This is a genomic window from Grimontia sp. AD028, from assembly GCF_000973155.1.
Classification (GTDB): Bacteria; Pseudomonadota; Gammaproteobacteria; order Enterobacterales; family Vibrionaceae; genus Enterovibrio; species Enterovibrio indicus.
Window position 1 is genome coordinate 1 of the sequence record NZ_LASY01000079.1, and the last position, 24,939, is coordinate 24,939.

The following is a 24,939-nucleotide window of genomic DNA, read 5'->3' on the forward strand; positions in this document are numbered from 1 at the left end:
ACTATTCCTCGCGAAATTTGCCTCGAATTGAACGCATTCATGGCCTCTGAATACAAGTATCTTCAGGTTGTTTGGGTATATACACCGTAAAACGGCTGCCCATGGTATCGCCAGGCTCTAGCAAAATGGTACCTCCGAGCTTTTGCAGAAGCTTTTGTACCAAATGAAGCCCATAGCCGTGACCTTCACCTTTTTTGCTGGTGACACCTTTAAGGAAGATGCGTGAGTGGTCTTCTTCGAGAATACCTTGCCCTTCGTCCTCTATCTCGAATATGAGGTCATTGCCGAGATCGGTCATGGATAGCCTGACTTCCAAGCGTTTGTTGCTTAACGTGGCTTCAAGAGCATTGTCGATCAAGTTACCGATGATACTCACTAACTCTTCGCGAGGGATGTGATCGGGAATCTCTTTCATTGAGCTTTCTGGATCGATTTCGAGGCGTAAACCCAGTTCTTTGGCGCGGTTGTATTTCCCCAGCAAACAGCCCGCGAGGATAGGGTCAGGCACGGCTTCAACCATCAGGTGAATCAGCGCTTGATGGCTTTGGGTTTCCTGTCCAATGAGAGCCAATGCCTCATCAGTAGCACCGATTTGTATCAGACCCGCAATGGTATGGAGTTTATTGGAATACTCGTGGGACTGACTGCGCAGCGTGTCCGCATATTGCTGTATTTGAGTAAGCTGTTTACTCACGGCATCGAGCTCGTCTTTACGGCGGAAACTCGATACCACACCAGTGATTTCGTTGTCCTGAAGCAAGGGGAGACGGTTCACAATCAGGTTTCTGTCTTGCAGCCAAATTTCTTTATCAAAATGCGGTTTGCCGGATTTAAGCACATCCATTAAACGGCTGTCTGGCAGCACTTCTTCAATCGGGCGGTCAGTGAGCTTGGTGTTGGCATCTAATCCCAGCGTTTCAACGGCAGCACGGTTGAAGGTTGTGATACGCCCTTTGTTATTGACGGCAATGATCCCTTCGCGGACGGATTCAAGCGTCGCATTTCTCTCTTGAAACAATCGGCCTATCTGTTCAGGTTCAAGACCAAAAATCGCTTTTTTAAAGTGGTTAGCAAACCACAGACCCGTTAAGACACTTAACGAAAAGCTGATGGCAATAACGATATAGAGCGTGGCGATATAGCGGTTGATGATGTCATCAACGGACTTGAGCAAGAAACCTACCGAGACAATGCCGACAACCTCTTCGCTGCTGGAATCAAAGATTGGGGCTTTGCCTCTCACTGTCGCCCCAAGGCTACCCGTTGCTTTTTGAATGTAGGGTTTGCCGTAAAGCAAGGCGGGCTCGTTGTAATCGCCGTCATCGTCATACATGGGTTTACCTACCCGCTCCCAAGATGGGTGGGCGAGTCGTATGCCATTGCGATCTCCAATCACGACAAACCGGGCGTCATTCACTTCGGCCAGATCAATGGCCAGCGGTTGCAGGTATTCACTGTCTCTCTGTTCTGCTGCTTCAACCACGGCCGGCATGGCGGCAATCGTTTTGGCCACGTTTAAGGCACGCTGGCTGATTTGTTCGTCGAGAGAATGAGAAAGATAGAAAAGTGCAAACAGACCGATAAATCCAGTTTGCAGCAAGGCCATCATGCCAAGGATCAGCATCATGCGGGTTTTGAGCTTGAGCGCGCGAAGTGAAAACATCCAGAGGTGAAACCTTTTGTTTACTAAAGAGGGCGAGTTCGTGGTTTAAGCATACTCGCTATTATCTATCTACTTGAAATGATGATTCTTTGTTCTTTATCACGCAAGTGAACAATATGAACAAAATGTTTTTAAAGGTTTAAAAAAACATTAAAAACACAAGCTTTCCAGATCCGAGGTCACCAAATAGTTTGAAAGAGTAGGGCTAAGATCCCGAAACGGCGCATTGCGCAAAAACGCCATTTTGAGCGGAGTTTCGGCATAAATCTATCTCGTCCAAAGGACGGAACGACACGAGGAAAAACCTATGATTTCAAATCTGTTCGCCAAAAAACGTTCATTCGTTGCTGCATTGGCGCTCACGTCTGCACTGAGTGCGGGAATAGCTAACGCTGCTGTTGAAGAAGTTCACTTCCTTATCCCTGGTGGTGCAGGTGGTGGCTGGGATGGCACTGCGCGCGGTACCGGTGAGGCTTTGTCTAAAGCAGGTCTTGTTGAAACTGTTTCTTATGAAAATATGTCTGGTGGCGGCGGCGGTAAAGCGATTGCGCACCTGATCGAAACCGCTGATCAAGCTGACAATACGCTGATGGTGAATTCAACCCCGATTGTTATTCGCTCACTTTCTAAAGTTTTCCCTCAGTCTTTCCGTGACCTGACGCCAATCGCCGCGACAATTGGTGACTATGCGGCTTTCGTGGTACCAACCAGCTCGAAATACCAAACCTTCGCTGAGGTTTTGGCTGACTACAAAGAAAACCCACGTTCTATTGCGATCGCAGGTGGTTCCGCGCGAGGCAGCATGGACCACTTGGTTGCGGCTCAAGCATTCAAAGCAGCGGGTGGTGATCCGAAGAAACTGAAATACGTCGCTTACGATGCAGGTGGTAAAGCAATGGCTGGCATTCTGTCAGGTGAAGCTCAACTGCTGTCTACCGGTTTCTCAGAAGCACTGGCACTCAAAGATGCAGGCGAAGTTCGCATTCTGGCTATGACAGGTCCAGAGCGCTCTCCAGCAGCTGCGGATGTTCCGACTCTGAAAGAGCTGGGTGTTGATGCAGAGTTCACCAACTGGCGTGGTTTCTTTGCCGCACCGGGTTTGTCTGATGCACAAGCTGATGAATACGCTGCAGTACTGGAGAAAATGTATTCGACCGATGAATGGGCGGAAGTTCGTGACCGCAACGGTTGGATCGAAATCTTCAAACCTCGTGCTGAGTTCGTGACTTTCCTCGAAGGTCAGGAGCAAGAAGTGGGTGCACTGATGAAAGAGCTTGGCTTCCTGCGCTAAGCCTCAACGAAAAGGGCTCGGTTCTCCGAGCCCTGATTCAATTTAAGGCCCACGGATAAGGCCTTATCGCTTTTCAAGACGGACATTGCCGTCTTAATTTGCAGTTCAAGGAGTGTCACATGGTTGTCACTAAAGACCATATCGGTGGTCTCATATTTCTCTGTCTTTCAGTGGCATACGGCTACTACGCTCGTCAAATCCCAATGCTGCCCGGTGACGAATACGAACCTTTCCACGCTCAGACTTTGCCGATTGCCTTGTCGTATATGGGCGGCATTCTAGGTGTGCTCATGCTGGTTACTGGGCGAAGAGACGCTGCCGCGAAGTTGTCCCTGGCGGGGCTGGATTTTGTGTTGGTGGCGAAACTGCTGGTGCTGATAGTTGCATTCGCTTTTGCTCTGGAGTGGGTCGGCTTCCTGCTTTCTACCATCTTCTTTTTGGTTGTCGGTTACTGGATTCTTGGTGAACGTCGTCCAAAAACATTGTTCATTGCGTCTGTGCCGTTTGCTGTGGGTATCTGGTTTGTGCTGGCAAAGCTATTAGATATCTATCTCGCTCCAGGGCGCGCGTTTACCCAGTTGTTTGGAGGTTAAGGCTATGTGGGAAGGAATTGCTACGGGCTTAGGCACCGCAACTATGCCTTTTAACATTATGATGGTGGTCGTTGGCTGTTTCGCCGGTACCTTCATCGGTATGCTGCCGGGTCTTGGCCCAATTTCAGCAGTGGCGCTCATGATCCCGATTACTTATGGTCTGGATCCTGCGTCTGGCATCATCCTGATGGCAGGCGTGTATTATGGTGCCGTATTTGGTGGCTCCACTTCTTCTATTCTGATTAACGCACCAGGTTGTGCGAGTACAGTGGTTACTGCGTTCGACGGTTATCCTCTTGCTCAACAACGTCAGGCGGGTAAAGCCTTGGCGCTCGCTGCGTACTCCTCTTTTACTGGCGGTACGATTGGCGCAATTATTCTGCTGTTTGCCGCACCAGCACTGGCAAAGGTTTCGCTAAGTTTCCAGTCTGCCGACTATTTTGCCTTGATGATCCTTGGCTTGACCGCAGTCGCTGCATTTGCTGGTAAAGGTCAGGTGCTAAAAGCGATGGCAATGACGGTATTCGGTCTGATGATTGCGACCGTTGGTACGGATGTTATTACCGGTGCGCCGCGCTTTACGTTCAACAATATCGATCTGATTGACGGTATCAGCTTCCTGTTGTTGGCAATGGCAACGTTTGCTTTGGCAGAAGTGGTAATGACTGTGCTGAAAGGCCAGCACAAAGAAGAAGAACCAGATATGGACATGGCGGCGCTTGGCAGCATGAAATTGTCTAAAGACGAAGTGAAAGAAGTCGCCCCAACGGTAGCCCGTTCTTCAGTCTTTGGCTTTATCGTGGGCGTGCTTCCCGGTGCAGGTGCAACGATTGCGTCGTTCCTTGCTTATGGTTTGGAACGAAACCTCGCGCCAAAACGTCTGAAGGAGAAGTTCGGTAAAGGTGCATTACGAGGCCTTGCAGCGCCAGAATCAGCCAATAATGCGGCATCGACAGGTTCTTTTGTGCCACTGCTAACCTTGGGTATTCCAGGCTCTGGTACAACAGCGATCATGCTGGGTGCTTTGATTGCTTATGGCATCCAGCCAGGGCCGCGCTTATTTATTGATAACCCGGATGTGTTCTGGTCCGTGATCATCTCTATGTACTTTGGCAACATCGTACTGCTCATTCTGAACCTGCCGCTGATCCCATATATCTCGCGTCTGCTGGTCATCCCAAGACCGATTCTTATCCCACTTATCCTGTTCTTCTCCATCACAGGTGTATATCTGGTCAGTTTCAATACGTTTGATATCAACATGATGGTACTGATCACTGTCGTGGCAATTTTGCTCAAACTATTGGATTTCCCAATGGCGCCAATGCTCCTGGGCTTTATATTGGGCGGTATCATGGAAAACAACCTCAGTCGGTCGCTCATTATCTCTGATGGTAGCTTGAGCTTCCTCTGGGAAAGGCCACTGACGTTGACCATTATGTGCATTTCGGTGTTTGTTCTGTTGTTGCCTTTGATTCGTGCAGGCTTGGAAAAGCTGGGCGTTGGTGTGAAAAGGAGTCAACAGGCGAATGTTCAAATTGACCGAGGTGACGGTTAAAAGGACATAGACTGAAATAAATCTGAGGGCCACCGATGAAGGTGGCTCTTTTATATAAAAATATTGAACAGTGTTTTATATTTCTGATAGGGTGACTTGATATGTGATTCAAGTTGTCTTTAATAGACTGACGATACCGCAGGTTTGGGTATAAGATTCAAACCAAATGCCAAGCAATCAAATAGGGAGAGCATGATGAATCCAATGAAAGCACTGGTGCTGTCATTAATGCTTGTGTTGCCTTTATCGGCGCAGGCAGAGGAAGAGAGTAGCTGGGACAAAGCGAAAGAATCTGCAAGCGAGGCTTGGGGCTCTGCGAAAGAGGCAGGTAAGAATGCTTGGGATGCGACCAAAGAAAAGAGCGGGGAACTGCTCAACAACGCTGAGGAAGGTGGAAGTAACCTTTGGGACAGCGCCAAAGAGAAAAGCTCAGAGCTCTGGAATAAAGGCAAAGAGAAAGGCAGCGAACTCGTCGAAGAAGCAGAAAAGAAAGCCGAAGAAATGCTAGAGCCTGAAGAAACTGAACCTGCGCCAGTTAAACCTCTAGAACCAGAAAAATCTGAGAAATTTAACCAGTCAGCCTGAATGCACGAAAAGGCATAATGAACAGCATTGTGCCTTTTTTCTTAAATCGCCTTACGAACCCCTTCAAGTTCATCCAGTCTGGCCTCATGGCCAAGGATCGCATCAGCCTGTTCTGCAGGCGTCTTTAGTTTTTTTAACGCACCGTCCAGCATTAAATCCAACGTGTCGATAGATTTTGCACGACGAAAGAAAATAAGCCACTCGGTACGGTTTTTAGGCAAGGCTTGAGACATGAAACTCCGTTCATATTTTGTTCTGTAATAAGAGCATTTTAGCAAAGTTTACTAAAAGAGAGGAGCATAAGCTGCTCCGCAACAACGCGAGTTATTCGGGAATTTAAAAACTTAGAAAAAAATTGTCATCATCCTTCGTCTTTTTCATTTCCTCTTCGTCTTATAGGTAAAGTCCCTAAAAGAAGAAGCATTCTTATGATTAAAGTTGTTAGTTTTAAAATCTGTCCTTTCGTTCAACGTGTCACTGCATTGCTTGAGGCTAAGGAAGTCCCTTATGAGATTGAATACATCAGCCTCAAGGATAAGCCTGATTGGTTTCTGGAAATCTCCCCCAATGGGCAGGTTCCTTTGCTTATCACCGAAAGCGGCGTAGCTTTGTTCGAGTCTGATGCCATCGTTGAATACATCGAAGATGAATTTGGACCTTTGCAAGACAAGTTGAGTAACGAAGACAAAGCGGTGCAGCGCGCATGGAGCTATCTGGGTACCAAACACTACCTGATGCAGTGCGGCACCATGAGCAGCAAAGATAAAGCGACCTTTGATGAAAGGGCAAGTAAGTTACAATTGGTTTTCCAGAAAGCAGAGAAACAACTGACAGGTGACACGCGATTCTTTGACTCAAACACGCTAGGTAAAGTTGATGTTGCATGGTTACCGCTCTTGCATCGCGCGGCGATTATTAAAAAAAAGGCCGGGTATGACTTCCTATGTGGTCTGCCAAAGATGCAGGCATGGCAGCACGCTGTTTTAGAGACAGGTTATGCCGTGAAGTCAGTATCATCAGACTTTGTTGAACGATTCAGCGATTTCTACCTTAAAAACACCTATCTTGGTGAAGGCAAAGATGTGGCGGCTAGTCAGTGCGGATCATCAAGCTGCTGCGGTTAAGCGATTTAACTTTAAAAATAAATACACTTGGCTGGTGGGAGACATCCCATCAGCCAATTTCCGTTTATGTAAGAGTAAGCAATGACAATAGAAGCCATTTGGTCTGAGTATCAGACAAGTCTTAAAGCGTTTATTCGTAGCAAAGTCAGCAATCCGGACGATGCGGAGGATTTGCTGCAGGACATACTGGTGAAGACGTATACCAGCCTGCCTTCATTGCATGAGCGCAGTAAGTTAAAGCCTTGGCTGTTTCAGATAGCGAACAATGCCATCATTGATTTCTATCGGAGAAAAAGGTTCGACAGCAATGATAGTGATGAGGTCGGTACCGAACTCTGGCTAGATGAAGAATCGCCTTCTGTTGTCCAAGATCTTTCCAAATGTATTCTCCCATTTTTACATGGTTTGTCTGAGAGTGAGGCAGAATTGCTAAAGGCGATTGAGATAGACGGCGTGAGCCAGAAAGATTACGCGGAAACTCATGATATTAATTATTCAACGTTAAAGTCGCGGTTAAAGAAAAGTCGGCAGAACTTGATGGGCTTATTCAATCAGTGCTGCAAGTTCTCGTTGGACAGCCAAGGCAATCTGCTGGAGTACGAACGTAGGGATGGCCATTGTTCTAAGTGTTAGTGTTCCATAGAAATGACTGAATTGGGAGTTGAGTGGCGTTTAACGTTTAACCCTCTGTTATTTTTAGAATCAATGCAGTTGAATAAATTGCGTCAGGTCAGTTGACCTGAATGGCATGGATGGTGAGGCGAGTATGATTCGTAAAGTTGGCCCTACAGAAATAAAAGAAAAACATAAATTTACGTGTCACTGTGGTGGTGTGGAGTTGGAGCTTTCTTTACCGAATGGTATTGATAAACCTCGCCGCTGTGACTGTTCAATTTGTCGCAGAAAAGGGGCCGTGGTGGCTTCTGTTAAATTGGATGGCATTAACATCGTCAAAGGGCAGGAGCTCCTCAAGCTGTATACGTTCAACACCCACACAGCAAAACACTATTTTTGTTCAGAGTGTGGTATTTACACACACCACCAGCGTCGCTCAGATCCTTCAGAATATGGTTACAACGTGGGTTGCCTGGAAGGTGTCAATCCTTTTGATTTGGGTGACGTTGTCACTAACGATGGTGTAAACCATCCTGCTGACCGCTAAATACAAGGATGCTTCAATGCGCTTAGCTCTGATTTCAGATATACACAGTAACGTTTTTGCATTGGAAGCAGTGCTGAGTGACATTCGTCGAGAAAGTGTCGACGTTATCGTTAATCTCGGTGATATCTTGTATGGACCTATCGCCCCATGTGATACGTTTAATTTATTGATGCAGCATGAGATTGTTACGATTCGTGGCAATCAAGACAGGCAGATTTATGAGGCGCAGGAAGCGGAAATTGCTTCAAACCCGACGATGCAGTTTATTCTGGATGATCTTGGCGCAGCGCCCCTCGAGTGGATGAAATCTCTACCAGCCACCATGCAATTCAATGAGGATGTATTCTTTTGTCATGGAACACCGGAAGACGATTTGGTGTACCTGCTGGAAGATGCGTCAAGCGGAAGCCCGGTATTGAGAAGTGACGACGACATAATGACGTTGTTGGCGGGCAACCCAAGCCACCTAATTTGTTGCGGTCATACCCATTTAGCAAGATCAGTTTCGACGCGCAGCAATCAACTCATCGTTAATCCCGGCAGTGTGGGACTTCCCGCCTACAAGGATGACGAGCCTTGGGTTCATGCGATGGAAAGCTTTAGCCATCATGCTTCATACGCAATTGTAGAAGGTGAGGGTAAAAGCTGGAGCGTGAACCACAAGCGAATCGATTACGATGTTCGCAAAGCCGTTGAAGCTGCAAAAAGCAGAAATCGTGATGACTGGGTTTCGTTCCTAAGCACAGGACGTGCAGTTAACTGAGCAACGCGATTTCGCCGCCTATTAATCAATTTAGGGGACGTTAATGGCTAACAAATATCAGTTCTTCACCATTCCAAATTCAAACAGACAAAAGTTTACCTATTTGGACATGGCTTCAAATACCTTTCTGGAAGAAAAGGATGCTCTGCTGGCACAGGGTTATGAAGTAGAAGATGACTCGATATATGCAGATTCAGCACAGGAAGCGGTAGAGAAGTACAAATCAAATTACATCTATGCGCTAGAGGAATACAACACGTCAAGCAACCCGTTCTATAGCTTGATTCTTATATACAAATGTCTTAAAGGTTTGTTTGTAAAGGCGAAATAAGAACGAAAGGAAGTAAAGCAGCATAAGGAGGCGTTTCGCCTCCTTTTCTGATCATGGCGTACCGATGACGAATTCACGCTCGATGATATTAGTGGCTTCGCCCATTGTCCCTGATTTGGCATCAAACGGAGAGCGAATGGTATTGCCGGAAATATCTTCTAATTCGGGACTGACGATAAGTTTATAGTTCCCACTATGCCACGCTGTTTCCGGGGTCAGTGTCCAGGTGCGATCTTCGCTGACCAACTTTCCTCGAAGGGTTTCTCCATCAGGACCCTTCAATCGAATGAGTCGCTGTGCTGCGTATCGGTCGATGATTCTGTCGAATGTCACCACAAGTGGTTGCAACCCGTTTGCTGGTGGTGTGGTCAATTCCCAATCAGCGGGCACGATGGCGTGTCGCTCAGGGGCGATCACATCAAACTCAATGACCTGATCTTCCCCGATTGCTTTTCCTACTGCGTTTTTCATAGACCCAGAGACAACAAGTCGATATTGGTTACCTTCTACCAATGGAGCACCAGCATGGACGTTTGGTCCTACCGACTGTTTAACCCGGCCTGGGTCAAACAGAAGCGTGACTCTGCGTTGCTCGCTATCCCAAAGTTCGGTGTAGAGGTTGAGAAACGGGTTGACCACTCTACTGCCGTCTTCGCGTTCAAGCCGAATATGACTTTGGACTTGTCCCCGAGCCATTGGCTCCGAAAAATGAAGGTAGAAGCGAAGCGTGTTGGCAGGAATAGCAGATTGAGAGGGGGTGTAGCTAAGCAAAGCTGCTTGAGCAGTGCTTACTGCCCAAGAGAAAAGGAGCACGACAAAAATTATTTGTCGTGCTGCCAGACTTAAAAACGTCATCGTTAGTATTTAACAGGTGGCTGTGATTTGTAACCGAACGGATCGGGACCATCAGCCCAGTTCATTTCAACGACGTGGTCAGCGCGGTCAAAGAAGAATGGCAATGGCAGAGTATGCAAATCAATACGGCCAACGTCTTCAGGGTGACGACGGATGGTCGCGGCCCACTGATCGTTGATCAAATCAAGATGCAGCGTTCCACTCATTGGCAGTGGGAATTGATAAACACCAGCAACCTGGAAAACAGGATTCACACCTTCACCTGCTGGCATCGCTTCTGCTGCCGCAATAGCACTCAACGGGATTTGGGCTGCACTGCGATTGGTGTTCGTTACAACAACGTAGTCATTTTGGTCCATACCGCTAGTGAAAGAGACGATGTCGATAGGGGTATTGCCATAGCCCATTTCACCAATCATGGTTCCACGCACTTGAGCGCCGTCTTTCAACTCGTCGAGAGGGATCTTCACGATAGGCGTACACGCGTATATAGCGATCAGCGTTGGTTTGCCATCCAGCTCACGGATGGTTTGCGTGATAATCGGTGCGCGGGTCTCATACTGAGCATGAACTGCGTGCCAGATTTCAATTGAAGTCGTGTTGACTTCACCCTTGAATGGGAAAGGGATGCGACGTAGTTTCGAAGAAAACACTTCATTGGAAACACCAGCCACAAAGATTTCACCGTTGTAAAAATCAATGTCTGTGATCGCCAGTGAATTCAGTGGCTGACCAAACTCTAACGTTTCGTCGGTAGGAACAGGGCCAACACTGATAGAGGTGTGTTTGGCGGATTTCAAATTCACTTTCTTCAATTCACCGTTAGAGACTTTCAAAACGGAAGCCTTTGGTTTTGGGCCATGGCCTTGGTGAACAGAAAGGTAGATTTCGCCTGTAGGCTTGTGAACAGCCATATCATTGATGCTGATGTCCTCAGCAGATGCACCGAGAAGATCAGCGATCTTTTGATCAATGTTTTCAATAACGGTTCTGCCTTCGAAGGTTTGAGCGCGGCCCCATTGGTAGCTGCTTTGATCGCCAAATGACTTTTCTGGCAGGTCAAAAGCATGCACAACGCCTGCTTTGCTATCACCAACAAACAGAACATTGTTGGTATCGAAAGCCAAAGCACCCGCTGATTGAATGATCTTATCTTTTGCTAGTGCGGGTTGAGTGAGGGCAAGTGCCATTCCCCCGACCAAAGCAAAAGTTTTGATTTTGTTATTAAGCATCACTATATCCCTTAGTTTTTATATGAGAGCAAGGTGTATTAGCTTAACCGAAAGTAAAGAAATGCTTTCTTCTCGAAAACGGGACTGGAAGCATTTAATTTCAACAAGATCAGTTAACTAGCCACACGCGATACTGTTTATTACTGTCTTATTAATAATTGTGCATATGACAAAATAACCCTAGCCAACAACTTGGGGCCTTGCCAAAAGGAGTGATGCATTGGAGTGGGGGAGCTGCCCTTAGAAAAAGAGTTGAGCCTCCAATATGGAGGCTCACTAATTGTCATCAGGGTTTCTGATTAGGCTGGCTTTTCAGGTGAAGAAGGAAGCTGTCCTGATGCCATATGAAGGTGCACATCCTGTTGTGGGAACGGGATAGAAATGCCTTCTTTGTCGAAACGTATTTTCACTTCTCTTGTCACATCCCAGTAAACATCCCAGTAGTCGTCAGTTTTCACCCAAGGGCGAACGATAAAATCAACAGACGAACTGTTCAGAACATGTAATTTGATCATCGGTTCAGGTGCACGCAGGATGGCAGGATGGTTGCTGATGATGTCAGTCAGTACCTTCTCAACATATTCAACGTCGTCACTGTAGCTAACACCAAAAACCATATCGACACGTCGAACCCGCTCATGGGTAACGTTTTTAATCACATCACCCCAAATCTTGCTGTTCGGCACGATGATGATCTGGTTATCGAAGGTTTTGATGGTGGTGTTCACCAAGCTCATATGACTCACTTTACCTTCTACGCCGCCTGCCTGAACGAAATCCCCCACATCAAACGGGCGGTAAATCAAAAGCATCATGCCTGCTGCAAAGTTAGAGAGGGTATCTTGCAGAGCGAAACCGACGATAACACCAGCAATACCGAAACCCGTGAGAATAGGCGTGAGGTTCAGACCAATCTGGGAGAGGGCGATCAGAATACCGATAAACCAAACCGCTTTACCGGACATAGAGATGAAAAAGTCCTGCATCAGCACAGAGAACTTGAGGTTCTTCGCGGCTACTGCTTTTTTCACGACTTTACGGGTCAGGTTCGCGATTTGTCGGGCAATCAGCAGAATGATCAAAAAGACGATGAGCTGGAAGATATGTTGTGGCGCATTTTCAACAAACCAATTCCAGAACTTGCTTGACCAGGTTTTCACGATCGAAAGCAACACGTCACCGCTCAGCAAATCCTGTGTCACACTGCCAGTCGCTTCAAAGTAAAGGCGCTTGTACTCCGCCGTTTCAATACCGACTTTGTCGGAAAGATCTATCATCACCGAAAGGCTATTGGTTGTGATGGCCATGCGGCGCTGGGTAATGAGCTGCCTGAGTTGGATGACAGCTTTTTCAGATTCTGGTGCGACTTTCAATTGGGCGTCATCTGCGCTGAGTTGTTGACGAAGGTATTCAACGTTCGCAGCAACTTGCTCGGTTCGGCGGCTAATTTCTTTTTTAAAGGCTTCTTCTGCTGTTGGTTCGATGGCATTGAGTTTTTTCAGCCAGTCGATGTTCTGTGCTTGCTCCTCGTACATGCTGTCGAGGTATTTACGGGATTCTTCGTATTCCGACAGAATGGCGAACTTGTCTTCGCTTTTGGCCTCGCTTAATTGCTCGGAAAGCTTGGATGAGCGTTCTACGAGATATTTTACCCCTTGGTTTGCGTACTTCTGCTGCTGTTTGATTTGTTTGATCAGAAATGCGCGGTCGAAGCTGTCGTTTTTCACACCACTGGCAATGATTGAACGGAGCTCCTCGTTCTTCTGAAACATTTGAAGTTGCAGTGCCAGTTTGTCTTCGCCACTGGCTTTAGATTGCAGGGCAACGAGATCACCGAGCTCTTTATTCAGATTGTCTATCTGAGATTGCCATTGACTGGCAGCGCTGGGTGTTGTTGCCGCTGCGGGCGTCGAGGTCTCAGCGTTAGCAAAACTGACAAATGAAAACGAAAAAAGAAGGAGTAAAAAAGGCAGACTCAATGCGTTACGCCAACGGGGGGTCATGAACGTCTCTCCAGCATAATAAATATTGATTAGGTAGTATGGCACTTAGCATTCATGCAAACACTGTATGTCGATCTCACATTTGAAGATTTCCCCAAATATCCGAGAACCTTATGAAAAAACTAGGCTTTCTCTGTCATTGCTTTGTCTGAATACAGAAAAATCTAATGACGAATTACTCGACTATCCGGCATCTGAGTCGCTGGGTATGAGAAGAGATAGAGCAGTTATTTAAAGATTCAGGCTTAGATGAAATACGTTGAATATACAGTACTAATTTTACCTAACTTTACACTGGGCTGATTGTTTAGTGTTCAGCTAGAGCGCAAGATATACCCAAATTCAATGAGGATATGGAGAGTGGTAAAATGAGTACGTCGTCTTTGTCTAAGCCGACCAGAATGTTTCACTGGGGTGTTGCGATATTGTTCATCGCGGTTCTGGCGTTTGGTTTGTATGTTGAAGACTTACCAAGAGGCCCAGAGAAGGGTGAGATGATTGGCCTGCATAAATCTTTTGGTTTTCTCGTTTTACTGCTGGCTGCTGCACGTATTGTTTGGCGCTTTAAAGAAGGCCCAATTCCAGTCATCCCGGGCTCACCAAGTTGGCAAGAAAAAGCAGCCAAAGCGGTTCATCATATCTTGTTACTTGCGACACTCTTGATGCCAATTTCAGGTATTGCTATGTCAGTAGGTGGTGGTTTTGGTTTGTCTGTATTTGGTATACCTCTGATCCCAACAGGTGACAAAATCGAATGGCTTGGTCAGGTTGGTCATGTTACCCATGAAGTGCTGGCGAACATTGTGATTGCCACGCTGGTGCTGCATATCGCTGGTGCACTTAAACACCACATCATCGATAAGGATGAGACTTTGAAACGTATGTTGGGTAAATCCTAACTCTTCTCCGCGCTAGTCATGTGGATGGCTGGCGCGGAGTGTTTCTGCTGATATTCGAGACACATCTTCACTTTTTCTTTTTCTGGTCTTGTTAAGCTACCAATTGAGTATGCACAGTTCGCAGTCGTGCTTTTTCAAACCATTGGAAGGGAAAACGATGCGAAGAATCATCTTCAACCAAAAGGGTGGTGTTGGTAAATCCAGTATAACGGTTAACCTTGCGGCGCTGAGTGCAGCAAGCGGTAAGAAAACACTGCTCATTGACCTCGATATTCAAGGAAACAGCAGCCATTATCTGGGTGTGGATATCAACGCCAAGAACGACAGAACGATCGCTGATCTTCTCGATCAAACCGTTTCTTGGTTTTCTGTTTCGACCCCTATCAAAAACTTCCCCCAAGCAACGGCTTACGAAAACCTCGATATCATTCCTTCAAGTCCAAGGCTGGCTACCTTAGAGCCTGAGCTCGAGCGACGCTACAAGATATACAAGCTACGTGATGCATTAGATGAGCTGGAAAAAGAATATGAGCGCATTTACATCGACACGCCGCCTAATCTCAATTTCTACAGCAAGGCGGGACTGATTGCGGCACACAAGCTGCTGATCCCATTTGATTGCGACAGCTTCTCTCACCAGGCTCTTTTGACTCTGATGGATAACCTTGCCGAACTTCGTGATGACCACAACCGCAAACTGATGCTTGAAGGGGTAGTGGTCAACATGTTCAACGCGCAGGCGAAGTTCCCAGGGCAAATCATTGAGAACGTGAGAGAGTTGGGTTTGCCTTTGTTGGAGCCATTTATTCCGCAGTCAGTGAAAATGAAAGAGTCGCATTACCACCAAAAGCCGCTTGTTCATTTTGCGCCCAAACATAAACTCTCTGAGAGTTTTCAGGCGTTGTACGATCAATTAGAAAGCTCAGTAGAAGAACCAGTGCGTGACAAAACAGCGTAACCTTTGACAAAGTTACATAAAGGCGTAACATTTAATGGTGTTACCTATTTATGTAACTTGGAGGTTGCATGAACATCAGTACTGCCGGCGTCATTACCGGAGATTTGGTCGGTTCAACAGAAATGGAAGAAGCACTGCGTCGCCAATGCATTGATGCGATAGAGCAGTGCTTTTCTGCGTTTAGGGAATCAGCGAAAGGTGAGATCTACCGTGGAGACGCTTTTCAAATCTACACCGTTGAACCTGCTTCGCTGGTGGAAATGGCGGTAAAGCTAAGACTATCCCTGATTGCTTTGGGGCAAGATGCCAGATTATCACTGTCGGTCGCCGCAGCCAGCGAGCGAGAGTTGCCAGTGCGAATGGCGAATAACTCTGAAGCTTTCACCTTGTCGGGAAGAAACCTGGATGCGATGAAAAACGCCAGACTGACGTTTTCTTCTGACAATCAGCCTTTTACGAGCGATGTGAAACTCGTTCTCTCTTTTCTCGATGATCATCTAAGTCAGTTGACAGTCAAAATGGCACAAGCACTGTTGCTTTGGTTCGATGATCCGTCGAAACCGCACGCTGAACTCGCTGAAAAATTTGGTGTAAGCCGAAGCGCGTTCACAAGAATTATCAATCGTGCCAATTATGGACGCATTGAAGAAACACTCTGCTGGTATGCTGACAGGCTGGAGAGATATCAAAGGAATTGAGTGCTTTGCTGACCTTAATATTAGTGCTGGTGGTTATCCATATTGTCACAGAGTTTTACGTGATCCCGTTGTTGGAGGCCACGAGACAGGGAAAGATTTTGGTTGGCGCTGTTCAGGCTGCCATAGCTTTTGTTGCGTTCACCATAGCGGGAATACCCGTTCTTACTGCCTTCATCGCTGCTTTGGCGCTCGCAGCGCAATATGCGGTGATCAGCCATAGCATGGCGATACCTGCGGAAAGGCTCCGCGGGCTGGTGTTGAAACTCACGCTACATATCGTTTTGATTGCATTGATTACCGCTTTTGCCGTTACACCGGAACAGCGACACACGGCATGGGAAGCCGTTGTTGAAGTTAAATGGCAGACATTACTTTGCTGGGGACTCGCTTATCTTTTAGCGCTTAAACCTTCTTCTTCAGCGATTGCTTTGATTTTGCAGAACTGGACGCAGGAATTAACCGCCACTGAAGATGCTGCAACCAATCGACCTTTAAAAGAAGCGGGGACGTTTATTGGCTATTTTGAACGGGCGCTGATTGTGACCTTTGTACTTTGGGGGCAATTGCCTGGCGTGGCCTTGGTCTTAGCGGCCAAATCCGTTTTCAGGTTTGGGGATTTGAAAGATCATGGCAGCAGAATGTTCACGGAATATGTGATGCTGGGAACCTTTGCCAGCGCCATGTTCGGCATAGGCTGCGGTTTGTTGGGAGACTATCTTGGCAAGCTGTAACAGCGAAATAGAGAGAAGGCACCACAAGGTGCCTTCTTTGTTTTATTAGTGTGCCAGTCTTTCTAGCTGACGTTGTTTCCAGATTGATGCGCCAATCCCTATCGCCAGTGAGCTCACTATCACGCCCAAAGAAACAGGCGTTGCGATCGCAAATGGCGTGTCGATCAACAGCATCTTCACACCAATAAAGCACAGCATAAATGCCAGCGTATGGTGTAGGTAGGCGAACTTGTTCAGCATGCCGCCCAGCACAAAGTACAGAGAGCGCAGGCCAAGCAGCGCAAACACGTTGGCCGCCAATACCAGGTACGGTTCCTGGGTTACGGCGAAGATCGCCGGGATTGAATCCAGAGCGAACATCACGTCAGTCATCGCAATGACCATCACCACCACCAGCATTGGAGTCGCCAGCAAGCCTAACGAATCGCGGATAAACAATTTATTGCCATGGTAATCCGGGCTCACGCGCAGGAAGCGTTTGACCAAACGCACGGCAAAGCTGTCAGAGAACGACTCGTTATCCTCTCCATGCTGACGCCACATCTGCACGCCAGTCCAGATCAGGAAGAAACCGAACAGGTACAGAATGACATGGAACTTGGCAATCAACGGCGCACCCAGCGAGATCATGATGCCACGCAACACCAACGCACCGACGATACCCAACATCAGAATGCGGGGTACGTTTCTTTCCGGCACCTTAAATTGAGCAAAGATCAGTGCGAAGACAAACAGGTTGTCGACACTGAGAGATTTTTCCAACAAATAGCCGGTGACAAAGGACGTTGCTGCTTCACCGTTTGTCAGAGCGCTATTCGGCGCCATGTGTGGCCAGAAGAAAAAGATTGCAGCTGCAAAGGCAAAGGCCAGTGCAAACCAGAAAACACTCCAAACTGCTGCACTACGGAAACTGATCTTTCCGCGAGTGAGCAATAAGTCTATCCCTAACATCAGGAGTGTCAGAATGAGCAGGCCTTCATAACCTGAAAAGAGTTCGCTTAGGAACATGATACCTCCAGCATGCGGAGGGCACAGGAGAGGGGGATCGCCTGACCAACCGCACAGCTAAAATCGAAAGTTAAAGCCAGTGTGTGCGTTGGTCTTGTCAAAACACTTTCGATAAGTGTTCTCGCGTGCCGGAAGCGAAAAGCTACGGGATGACGACAGCGCGACGAAGTGACTACTCCCCAAAACGCCGCAATAGTAGTGCTTTTCAGGGAAATAAAAAACAAATATTTTCGGGAACTTTCTTTGCCTGTTTAGTAGTCATAACAGTTTGCAGTGACCAAAAAATAAAAAGGAATAAAAATGAAAAGACGCACTTTCATACAAGGGTTCGGAATTGCAGCCATTACCTTTCCTGCGTGGGCCTCTGATAGAAAAACACCGAGCCAACAGGAAGGGCCTTTTTACCCTGTGAAAGAAATCCCTGTGAGAAAATCCCTGATTCTGGATGCGAATTCATTAGTAGGCGAAGTAATGAATTTGCAGGGCAAAGTCTTAGACAGTAACGGCAAAGCACTAGCTGGTATAAAAGTGGAGATCTGGCAATGCGATGGTGTGGGACTCTATGACCATCCGCGACAGGCTGACACTGAAAAGTTCGATCCTGCTTTTGGCGGTTACGGTGCTGCAATCACGGATGTAACCGGTAACTACGAATTTGAAACCTTGTATCCCGTTCCTTACACAGGCAGACCGCCGCATATCCACGTCAAACTATGGGATGGAAGCAAAGAACTCCTGACAACCCAGCTTTACTTGCAGGGACAAACTGGCGGTGGTTGGTTTAGCAAAGAAAGAGAAAGGCTGCAGATTGCTCCGCAGCCTATAGAGAATGGCACTTTCGCCCAATTTTCGTTCGTGGTTTAGATACTAAATTTGGCGATGGCGGCAGACAGCTGCTGGTTGGATGTTGCCAGTTGCTGCACGTTCGACAGTGTCGCTTCGCCGCTATGGTTGAGCTTCTCCACCATGTCTCTGATAGTAGCGATGCTTTGACTGATTTCACTTGACGACTGGCTTTGCGACTTCGTGATGTCCGTAATCGTGCTGTTAAGCGTATTAATTTCGTTTACCGAGGCTGCCATGACGTCGAGATTGGTATCAACAACATCCGCCTTTTCAACAGCAACCATACAACTCTTCTTGGTGTTCTCGATGGCGCGAACAGCGCGTTCCGTACCGTCGTTAAGCTTGGAAAGCATCTCATTAATTTCAGAGGTACTTTCTTGTGTTCGACTCGCCAGGGCGCGAACCTCATCAGCAACCACCGCAAACCCTCGGCCTTGCTCTCCAGCACGTGCTGCCTCAATCGCCGCATTCAAAGCAAGCAGATTGGTTTGCTCCGCAATATCACCAATCACACCCAACACAGAGGCTATCTTCTCTGAATTCGCGCTCATCGCCTGAATGTCCGCCTCCATATCAGAGATCTCCTGAAGCAGAGAATTCACGCTGCTTACCGACTCTTTAACCTGATGTTTGGAGTCAAAGGTTTGCTGATTAGTCCGTTGAGTACAGCTCAATGCTTCTGAAGCACTTTCTGCGACAGAGTCTACGGTGGAATTCATATTTTCGATGCGGCCAACGACCTGCTCAGTCACTTCACTGTGATGAGTGAGGGTGTGATGATTGCTCTCGGTCTGGCTTTTCACCTGATCCACTTCACTGGAAATGTTCATTGTCGCCTGAGAGATGCCGCCGACAATATCGCGAAGGTTCTGGGACACTTCATTGATACCGCGTGCAATCACACTGATTTCATCTTTGGTCGTCACTTGAACGTGGGCAGTTAAGTCGCCTTGTGCAAGCTTCTTCATCGCGCGCATGATAGGAGAGAGTGGTTTGAGCAATTTGTTCACCAAGAACACCACTAACGCAGAAACCAAGATCACTTGCAATGCGGAGAAGATCAGAGAATCGGTTCGAGCGGAATTCACGGTTTGGAAAGCGAAGGCTTTATCAACCGCGACGGCGACATACCAAGGCGTACCCTCAACTTTTTGGATGTTGAAAAGATAAGGGGTATTACCAATGCTCATCTCGCTGACTTCGAAAGATTGGGCGATAACTGGCAGGGTTTCCGCGCTGATTTGTTGTGTTAGCTCACTCGCGGGCTGCAAGGTCATGCCGTCATCCACACTCGCAAGAATAGTCGCGTTGTTATCAAACAAAATTGCTTGAGTGCTCTCGCTGCTAATGCTCTTAATGTAATTAATCAACTGCGTAATGTTGATATCACCGGCGATAACGCCTTGTTCACCGTTGCTTCTCGTATACTTTTCAGCAATGGTGACGACAGGTTGGCCGCTTGCAGAGTCTTTATATGGCTTGGTGATAATGGGGCCTTCAGCACTGGAGGCTTGTATGTACCAAGGGCGCTGTCTTGGGTCATATCCCGCTTTCGATGGTTTTGCGTTGTAGCGAATCATCTCTCCGCCAGACGTGCCAACATAAACAGATTGAAAGCTGCCGGACGCTCTGGCTTGGTCGAGATAAGCGTAAATAGGTTGGCCATTTGCACTCAGGTCACTTCGTTGTGCGCTCTGAATAATACCGATTCGGGGTTGAATCCAGTTCTGAATACCCTTCGCTGTAGCGATATTCACAGAGTCGATATATTGCGCAACTGAGTTCTGGGTATAGGTCATTAACTGCTGATCTTGGCGTGTGAACTGCACGGCGGCAACAACAATAATGATGAACGCAATTGCGAGGGAGAGCTTGCTCTTGATAGAACGTGGCATAGCGCTGTCTCTTTTTTGTGATAGGTGTTAACCATGGTTAACAATTAGCTTAGGACAGGCCTGGAGAACATACCTAACAGGAATCTCAATTAGTTGATGAGAAATGAATTGGGCTTTGTTTATCGGAAGATCACTAATGCCAAGGCGATTTATAAAGTTGTTTAAGGCAGCACGCTATTGGCGGGCAAAAGTGACAACAACCAACCCTTTGTGTATGTTCAACAACTGGTTAAATATCAGACTATATGGACATAGAATCAGTTGGCTATTCCCTCAATAAAAATCAGCGTGCTTTCTCTATCCTTCCTGCTGTTTGGCTGTGATTCCCCGCCAGACAGCGTGCCATTGTCCCAGAAAAATCACTGTGAAGGTCAATCATCGATTGAGCGCCAGTCACTCTCATCCTACTTAACACCATATAAAGATGAACTCAGCGCCAAAACGGGCGTTTATGTGCTGGAGCAGGGTGCGGAAGCCATGATGTCACGGGCTTGGCTGACTGAAAGTGCAGAGAAATCCATTGATATCCAATACTTCATTTTCTCCGTGGATAACATCGGGCTGATTGCCAGCGACATGCTGGTTAAGGCGGCTGAACGAGGTGTGAAAGTCCGTGTGCTTGTTGATGACATCATGATTGAAGCCCGTGGCGATGAACTGTTGATGCTAGCAGGACATGAAAACATCGAGATTAAGATATACAACCCCAACGTGAATATCGGGAAAAACCTCGCTGAAAAAGTGAAGGTACTGCTGACTGATTTTCATGGTTTAAACCAAAGAATGCACAACAAAATCTTTGTGGTAGATAACCAGGTGGCGATTACGGGTGGGCGCAATATCGCAGACGAATACTTTGGGTTTGACCATGCCTATAACTTCAGGGACAGAGATGTGTTCTTAGCAGGAAAAGAAGTGAAGACGCTGACAACCTCTTTTGAAGAGTATTGGAATAACGATTTAAGCGTGAGCGTTGAAAAGCTTTTCCCTGAAGATACCTTCCCAGAAAATCCTGACTTCTCTCGCTTGCACGCCTATGCATGTAATCCAGAAAATTTTAACCCTGAAATTCGCGCTGAAATCGAGAAAGTGCCTGAGACATTTCGGTATCTGGAAGAGCAAGGTAAGTTAAGGTTCATCGAAAATGTTGAGTACATCTACGATAAGCCCGGTAAGAATGACAAGAGTGAATTCCTGGGTGGAGGCAGCATCACGCAAGATAAGCTGGTCGAGCTTGCCGACAGTGCGAAAGAAAGTATTTTGATTCAAACCCCTTATCTGGTGACAACAGCGCGCGACAGAGTATTTTTAAAAGAGCTTGTCGATCGCGGCATATCGATAAAAATCCTCACCAATAGCCTTGCTTCAAATGACAACCTTGAAGCGTTCAGTGGTTATCAAAGAGACCGCAAAGCACTGCTTGATACCGGCGTTGAGATTTACGAATTTAAACCTGATGCCAAAGTCAGACAAAGGGTGATGACAGAGCATATGGTAAAGCGTTTGCCTACCCAGCCAATCTTTGGGCTTCACGCCAAAACCATGACTATTGATGACCACACCACGGCGATTGGCACCTACAACCTCGACCCAAGAAGCGCGAATCTCAATACCGAAAGCATTACCATCATAAAGTCAGAGGTGATAACCAAGGATGTTCGTCGAGCAATGGAAGTGGAGTTAGAGCCTGAGAATGCATGGCGAATCACTGAAGATTTCAACCCAGACGATACCGTGTCTACCTCCAAACAGCTGAAGGTGAAACTGCGAAGAATTGTGCCCAAAAATATCCTTTAATGTCGTGCCCCTTCATGGGTATCAATTAAGGTGATTAACAAAAAGCACCTCAGAGAATAAGGTGCTTTTTGTTGGGCCAATGAATGAGAGGAACAAGACTGCTTAACCTGGAGCGGGCTCTGCCGACGAACTGATTTGGGAGAGCGTTTTAATCCACTTTTTGTTTTTGATTCGCAGCATCACTGGGATTAGTTTGAGTGTTTCCTCCAGCAAGACAGCGGCATAGACATACTGCACGGGGAGTTCGAACCAAAACGCCAGCACCAGCATCAAAGGAATGGCCCCAAACCACTGCGCCACCATATCCAGATACATGGTGAACTTGGTGTCGCCGCCGCTTTTAAGAATGCCCGACATAGACGTCATGGTCACTGAGCGAAGGAATATAGAAGCCAAAATGAAAGGGAAGAGCAGATACACGGCATCCAGCACTTCTGGCTCAATGCCATCGAACAACCCAATGAGCAAATCGCGCCCAATCCAAAGTAGGGCAACAATCGTTCCCCCTACCGTAACAGAAGCAATCAAACCTGCACGAACATAGGCATTGAGTTCTTGATGGTTGTTGGAACCTATCTTCTGACCAACCAACACACCAACAGCGGCAGCACAACCCCAGCTAAACGAACCCAGTAGTATTTCCAGTGGCGCGAGGATCGACATGGCTGCCAGAGCGGTGCCATCAATATTGCCGTAAATGGTGTGATAGGCCGTCATGCCACCACTCCAGATGATTTCACCGCCAATAATCGGCAGTGCAATGTTTATGAAGGCAACATTCTTGGTTTTCGCCCTCGCTGCAACAAATGAAGATGCCGTAAAGCTAAGTATTCTCTCAAAGGCATGAACATAGAAAAACAGGATCAATGTGGAAGCTGATCTGGCTACTAACGTTCCCCACGCAGCGCCCTCAAGCCCGAGGGCTGGGAAGCCAAAGTGACCGAAAATCAGTAGGTAGTTGAGAGCAACATTAAGGATCAGCTCAAAGACAAAAAGATACAAAATCACTTTAGGTTTTTGAATCGCTCTCAGGCCAGCTCCCCAAATCGCTGAGAAACTCGTGACCAAAACACAGAGAATTGAGATTTCAATGTAGCTGCTAGCCATCGCTGCAATCGCACCATCATTCGTCATCAAAGTAGAAATCTGATCTTTGAAAGCAAGCGCTGCACTGACCAACAACACAGATGCTATCACCGCGTGAATCATCCCGATATGAACAGTAACACTAAGACTTTTGTTATCCTTTGCCCCCCAATGCTGGGCACAAAAAATGGTAGTGGCACCTGCAATACCGACAATCACGTTAGACACAAACCACAGCACCCGCGAGCCAATACCAGCCGCCGCAACGGTATCACCGCCCAATGCAGAGAGCATGAAGGTGTCAATAAAGCCGAGACTTGCAAACAACACGCTGTGCAATGCAATGGGAACGGCAAGGAACAAAATATCCTTATAGGGTTTCATAACCATCCTTGGTTTTTCATATCTTTCAGGGAGGGGTATTTTCACTTTAAATTCAGAGTGATATTGATACATATCAGTCAACCTGATGTAGATATCGGTCGATTTGGGGAGATTAAGAAATCAAAGCTTTGTATGTACTATGGCTGGTAACACATTAGGATGAGTGTCATTCGGAATGTCTTTAGGAAATTGCAGTAAATTGTGCCAATAAGTGCATAATGGCGATATCGTCTGATCAGGCTGATGCAATACTTGGTCATTAGGCGAGGTTGGATGTGCTTGAAAGCCTTGTGTTTTTCTAAGTTACTAAGACGTTTAAAGTATTGAATGTATTAGAATTGAACAGTGAATTTTGCGACGAAATGTTCCAGCCTGTCTTTGGTTACCCGTTGGTTATTGGTATACCAACTATCCCCAGTTTCAGAACCAGATAAGGAATGGTCAGTTTGGACAGCCAACCACTCAACGAAATTCGCTTTAGAAGTGAAAGACCTGATAATCCCTAGATATTCGCCACCAGGTTCATATAAAGTCCCGCATCGCCACGTTAGCCACTCATCGAAGTGTGTATAGTGAACAACACTTTCTTCGCTGACAAAACCTACACCGCAGTAGCCGTAATGACAGAAATCAACCGCATGCCCCTCGATCAAAAGGTCGTAGACACACTCTGCTAGTTCGGTTCCAATTGGCAAATTAACTGTCATGTATGAATTTGTTTCACTATTTGGTCAAAGGTAAGAGAATTACGGGGTCATCGTAAAATATGCAGTTGTTTTTCTTTTTATTAGCAAGGCGAAAATAAAAAAGTTCTCATCGAATATGATGAGAGGGCGCTATTACATCTTGCGTTTATCAACAGCTCCCTTCTGCGCCTCTTTATATCTACGAATATTTTCATTTACGCTATTTGTTTTTTCAAAATAAACAATTGTTGGTAAAGGAATATCGTTAGTAAAATCTGGATTTCTTCGGTATCGAAAAATAAATAGCCGAGCGAGAATGAAAGCAGTGCCCATCGCTATGAAGAAAACTGAAGATTCAATGCGTTCGCTTCCATTTAATACTTCTCCGTTTCTCACTACTTCACTTTCAGGATTGAAAAAGGTGTAGAGACCAACACTCAAGAAGCATGGACCCATGATTGATATGCTAAGTCGCAGCTGGTTGTAGACCTTGGCAGCAAGACTCATTCCATACTCTCCAATCTGACACAAGAAAGTAGGCCTAGATTAAGCTATGTCGATGAGTGCTACCAGTAGTGTTTAGAGGTTTAGAGACTTAAATGCGTGAAGTGGCTTAGATGCAATAATCAAAACAAAAAAGCCTGCTCGAAAGCAGGCTTTTAAAAGTGGTGGGCGATACCGGGCTCGAACCAGTGACCCCCTCCTTGTAAGGGAGGTGCTCTCCCAACTGAGCTAATCGCCCGAATAAACGCTTGGGATGCCCTCGAAAGGGTAGTGCGTTTATTGGAATT

General features: G+C 46.8%; 25 protein-coding genes and 1 tRNA gene. 15 read left to right on the forward strand and 11 right to left on the reverse strand.

Features of this window, described 5'->3' with window-relative positions:
• Window positions 1-37: 37 nt before the first annotated feature.
• The gene (locus RN22_RS17295) at window positions 38-1,663 is read right to left on the reverse strand and encodes a sensor histidine kinase (RefSeq protein WP_046306166.1); all 1,626 of its coding nucleotides are present in this window, start codon (window positions 1,661-1,663) and stop codon (window positions 38-40) included.
• A gap of 307 nt (window positions 1,664-1,970) precedes the next feature.
• Between RN22_RS17295 and RN22_RS17300 the strand changes: the two genes are divergently transcribed.
• The 4 genes from RN22_RS17300 to RN22_RS17315 all read left to right on the forward strand — a co-directional run bounded on the left by RN22_RS17300 (window position 1,971) and on the right by RN22_RS17315 (window position 5,690).
• A complete protein-coding gene (locus RN22_RS17300) occupies window positions 1,971-2,954 on the forward strand; it encodes a tripartite tricarboxylate transporter substrate binding protein (protein ID WP_002540280.1) in 984 nt (327 codons plus the stop codon).
• Window positions 2,955-3,073: 119 nt separating this feature from the next.
• On the forward strand, window positions 3,074-3,547 hold the full coding sequence (locus tag RN22_RS17305) for a tripartite tricarboxylate transporter TctB family protein (RefSeq protein ID WP_002540281.1): 474 nt from the start codon (window positions 3,074-3,076) through the stop codon (window positions 3,545-3,547).
• A 4-nt stretch (window positions 3,548-3,551) separates the two neighbouring features.
• A complete protein-coding gene (locus RN22_RS17310) occupies window positions 3,552-5,105 on the forward strand; it encodes a tripartite tricarboxylate transporter permease (protein ID WP_046306169.1) in 1,554 nt (517 codons plus the stop codon).
• Between the two features lie 192 nt (window positions 5,106-5,297).
• On the forward strand, window positions 5,298-5,690 hold the full coding sequence (locus RN22_RS17315; protein WP_231590921.1) for a hypothetical protein: 393 nt from the start codon (window positions 5,298-5,300) through the stop codon (window positions 5,688-5,690).
• Between the two features lie 41 nt (window positions 5,691-5,731).
• Here RN22_RS17315 and RN22_RS17320 read toward each other — a convergent pair whose 3' ends face one another.
• Window positions 5,732-5,923 (reverse strand): hypothetical protein, encoded by a 192-nt coding sequence (locus RN22_RS17320; RefSeq protein ID WP_002540284.1) that lies wholly within the window; start codon window positions 5,921-5,923, stop codon window positions 5,732-5,734.
• Window positions 5,924-6,118: 195 nt separating this feature from the next.
• On the opposite strand from RN22_RS17320, the gene RN22_RS17325 reads away from it, so the two are divergent.
• From RN22_RS17325 to RN22_RS17345, 5 genes are all read left to right on the forward strand, one after another.
• Window positions 6,119-6,814, forward strand: a complete 696-nt coding sequence (locus tag RN22_RS17325) for a glutathione S-transferase family protein (RefSeq protein WP_046306171.1) — start codon at window positions 6,119-6,121, stop codon at window positions 6,812-6,814.
• Between the two features lie 81 nt (window positions 6,815-6,895).
• Window positions 6,896-7,447 carry an RNA polymerase sigma factor SigZ gene (gene sigZ, locus RN22_RS17330; RefSeq protein WP_046306172.1) on the forward strand — a complete coding sequence of 184 codons (552 nt, stop codon included), beginning with the start codon at window positions 6,896-6,898 and terminating at the stop codon, window positions 7,445-7,447.
• A gap of 133 nt (window positions 7,448-7,580) precedes the next feature.
• Window positions 7,581-7,976: a GFA family protein gene (locus RN22_RS17335; protein ID WP_002540288.1), complete on the forward strand. Its 396-nt coding sequence runs from the start codon at window positions 7,581-7,583 to the stop codon at window positions 7,974-7,976.
• A gap of 16 nt (window positions 7,977-7,992) precedes the next feature.
• Complete coding sequence (locus tag RN22_RS17340) at window positions 7,993-8,739, forward strand: metallophosphoesterase (RefSeq protein WP_046306174.1); 747 nt, start codon at window positions 7,993-7,995, stop codon at window positions 8,737-8,739.
• A gap of 43 nt (window positions 8,740-8,782) precedes the next feature.
• A complete protein-coding gene (locus RN22_RS17345; protein WP_046306175.1) occupies window positions 8,783-9,070 on the forward strand; it encodes a hypothetical protein in 288 nt (95 codons plus the stop codon).
• 51 nt (window positions 9,071-9,121) lie between these two features.
• Here the strand turns inward: RN22_RS17345 and RN22_RS24995 are convergent, their stop codons facing one another.
• The 3 genes from RN22_RS24995 to RN22_RS17365 all read right to left on the reverse strand — a co-directional run bounded on the left by RN22_RS24995 (window position 9,122) and on the right by RN22_RS17365 (window position 13,160).
• The gene (locus RN22_RS24995) at window positions 9,122-9,925 is read right to left on the reverse strand and encodes a hypothetical protein (protein WP_156168224.1); all 804 of its coding nucleotides are present in this window, start codon (window positions 9,923-9,925) and stop codon (window positions 9,122-9,124) included.
• Window positions 9,926-9,927: 2 nt separating this feature from the next.
• A complete protein-coding gene (locus RN22_RS17360; RefSeq protein WP_046306181.1) occupies window positions 9,928-11,157 on the reverse strand; it encodes a hypothetical protein in 1,230 nt (409 codons plus the stop codon).
• Window positions 11,158-11,456: 299 nt separating this feature from the next.
• The gene (locus RN22_RS17365; protein WP_046306183.1) at window positions 11,457-13,160 is read right to left on the reverse strand and encodes a mechanosensitive ion channel domain-containing protein; all 1,704 of its coding nucleotides are present in this window, start codon (window positions 13,158-13,160) and stop codon (window positions 11,457-11,459) included.
• 368 nt (window positions 13,161-13,528) lie between these two features.
• Between RN22_RS17365 and RN22_RS17370 the strand changes: the two genes are divergently transcribed.
• The 4 genes from RN22_RS17370 (at window position 13,529) to RN22_RS17385 (ending at window position 16,446) form a co-directional block, all read left to right on the forward strand.
• Window positions 13,529-14,059: a cytochrome b gene (locus RN22_RS17370; protein WP_046306186.1), complete on the forward strand. Its 531-nt coding sequence runs from the start codon at window positions 13,529-13,531 to the stop codon at window positions 14,057-14,059.
• 157 nt (window positions 14,060-14,216) lie between these two features.
• Window positions 14,217-15,017 (forward strand): ParA family protein, encoded by an 801-nt coding sequence (locus tag RN22_RS17375; protein ID WP_002540295.1) that lies wholly within the window; start codon window positions 14,217-14,219, stop codon window positions 15,015-15,017.
• 68 nt (window positions 15,018-15,085) lie between these two features.
• Window positions 15,086-15,715 (forward strand): hypothetical protein, encoded by a 630-nt coding sequence (locus tag RN22_RS17380; RefSeq protein WP_046306188.1) that lies wholly within the window; start codon window positions 15,086-15,088, stop codon window positions 15,713-15,715.
• Window positions 15,712-16,446, forward strand: a complete 735-nt coding sequence (locus RN22_RS17385; protein ID WP_231590922.1) for a DUF3307 domain-containing protein — start codon at window positions 15,712-15,714, stop codon at window positions 16,444-16,446. Before RN22_RS17380 ends, RN22_RS17385 begins: the two co-directional genes overlap by 4 nt.
• 45 nt (window positions 16,447-16,491) lie before the next feature.
• Here RN22_RS17385 and RN22_RS17390 read toward each other — a convergent pair whose 3' ends face one another.
• Window positions 16,492-17,454, reverse strand: coding sequence for a TerC/Alx family metal homeostasis membrane protein (locus RN22_RS17390; RefSeq protein WP_046306190.1), 963 nt, complete (start codon window positions 17,452-17,454; stop codon window positions 16,492-16,494).
• A 300-nt stretch (window positions 17,455-17,754) separates the two neighbouring features.
• On the opposite strand from RN22_RS17390, the gene RN22_RS17395 reads away from it, so the two are divergent.
• Complete coding sequence (locus RN22_RS17395; RefSeq protein WP_046306192.1) at window positions 17,755-18,318, forward strand: protocatechuate 3,4-dioxygenase; 564 nt, start codon at window positions 17,755-17,757, stop codon at window positions 18,316-18,318.
• Here RN22_RS17395 and RN22_RS17400 read toward each other — a convergent pair.
• The gene (locus RN22_RS17400; RefSeq protein ID WP_046306194.1) at window positions 18,315-20,195 is read right to left on the reverse strand and encodes a methyl-accepting chemotaxis protein; all 1,881 of its coding nucleotides are present in this window, start codon (window positions 20,193-20,195) and stop codon (window positions 18,315-18,317) included. The two genes, RN22_RS17395 and RN22_RS17400, sit on opposite strands and share 4 nt — an antisense overlap.
• A gap of 261 nt (window positions 20,196-20,456) precedes the next feature.
• Here RN22_RS17400 and RN22_RS17405 point away from each other — a divergent pair, with 261 nt between their 5' ends.
• Window positions 20,457-21,992 (forward strand): phospholipase D family protein, encoded by a 1,536-nt coding sequence (locus RN22_RS17405; RefSeq protein WP_197076312.1) that lies wholly within the window; start codon window positions 20,457-20,459, stop codon window positions 21,990-21,992.
• Window positions 21,993-22,094: 102 nt separating this feature from the next.
• Here the strand turns inward: RN22_RS17405 and RN22_RS17410 are convergent, their stop codons facing one another.
• The 4 genes from RN22_RS17410 to RN22_RS17425 form a co-directional block, all read right to left on the reverse strand.
• Window positions 22,095-23,462 carry an MATE family efflux transporter gene (locus tag RN22_RS17410; RefSeq protein WP_046306196.1) on the reverse strand — a complete coding sequence of 456 codons (1,368 nt, stop codon included), beginning with the start codon at window positions 23,460-23,462 and terminating at the stop codon, window positions 22,095-22,097.
• Between the two features lie 332 nt (window positions 23,463-23,794).
• Window positions 23,795-24,169: a hypothetical protein gene (locus RN22_RS17415; protein WP_046306198.1), complete on the reverse strand. Its 375-nt coding sequence runs from the start codon at window positions 24,167-24,169 to the stop codon at window positions 23,795-23,797.
• Between the two features lie 132 nt (window positions 24,170-24,301).
• Entirely contained in the window at window positions 24,302-24,655 is a 354-nt protein-coding gene (locus RN22_RS17420) for a hypothetical protein (protein WP_046306200.1), read from the reverse strand.
• A gap of 159 nt (window positions 24,656-24,814) precedes the next feature.
• A tRNA-Val gene (locus RN22_RS17425) sits at window positions 24,815-24,890 on the reverse strand.
• Window positions 24,891-24,939: the final 49 nt, after the last annotated feature.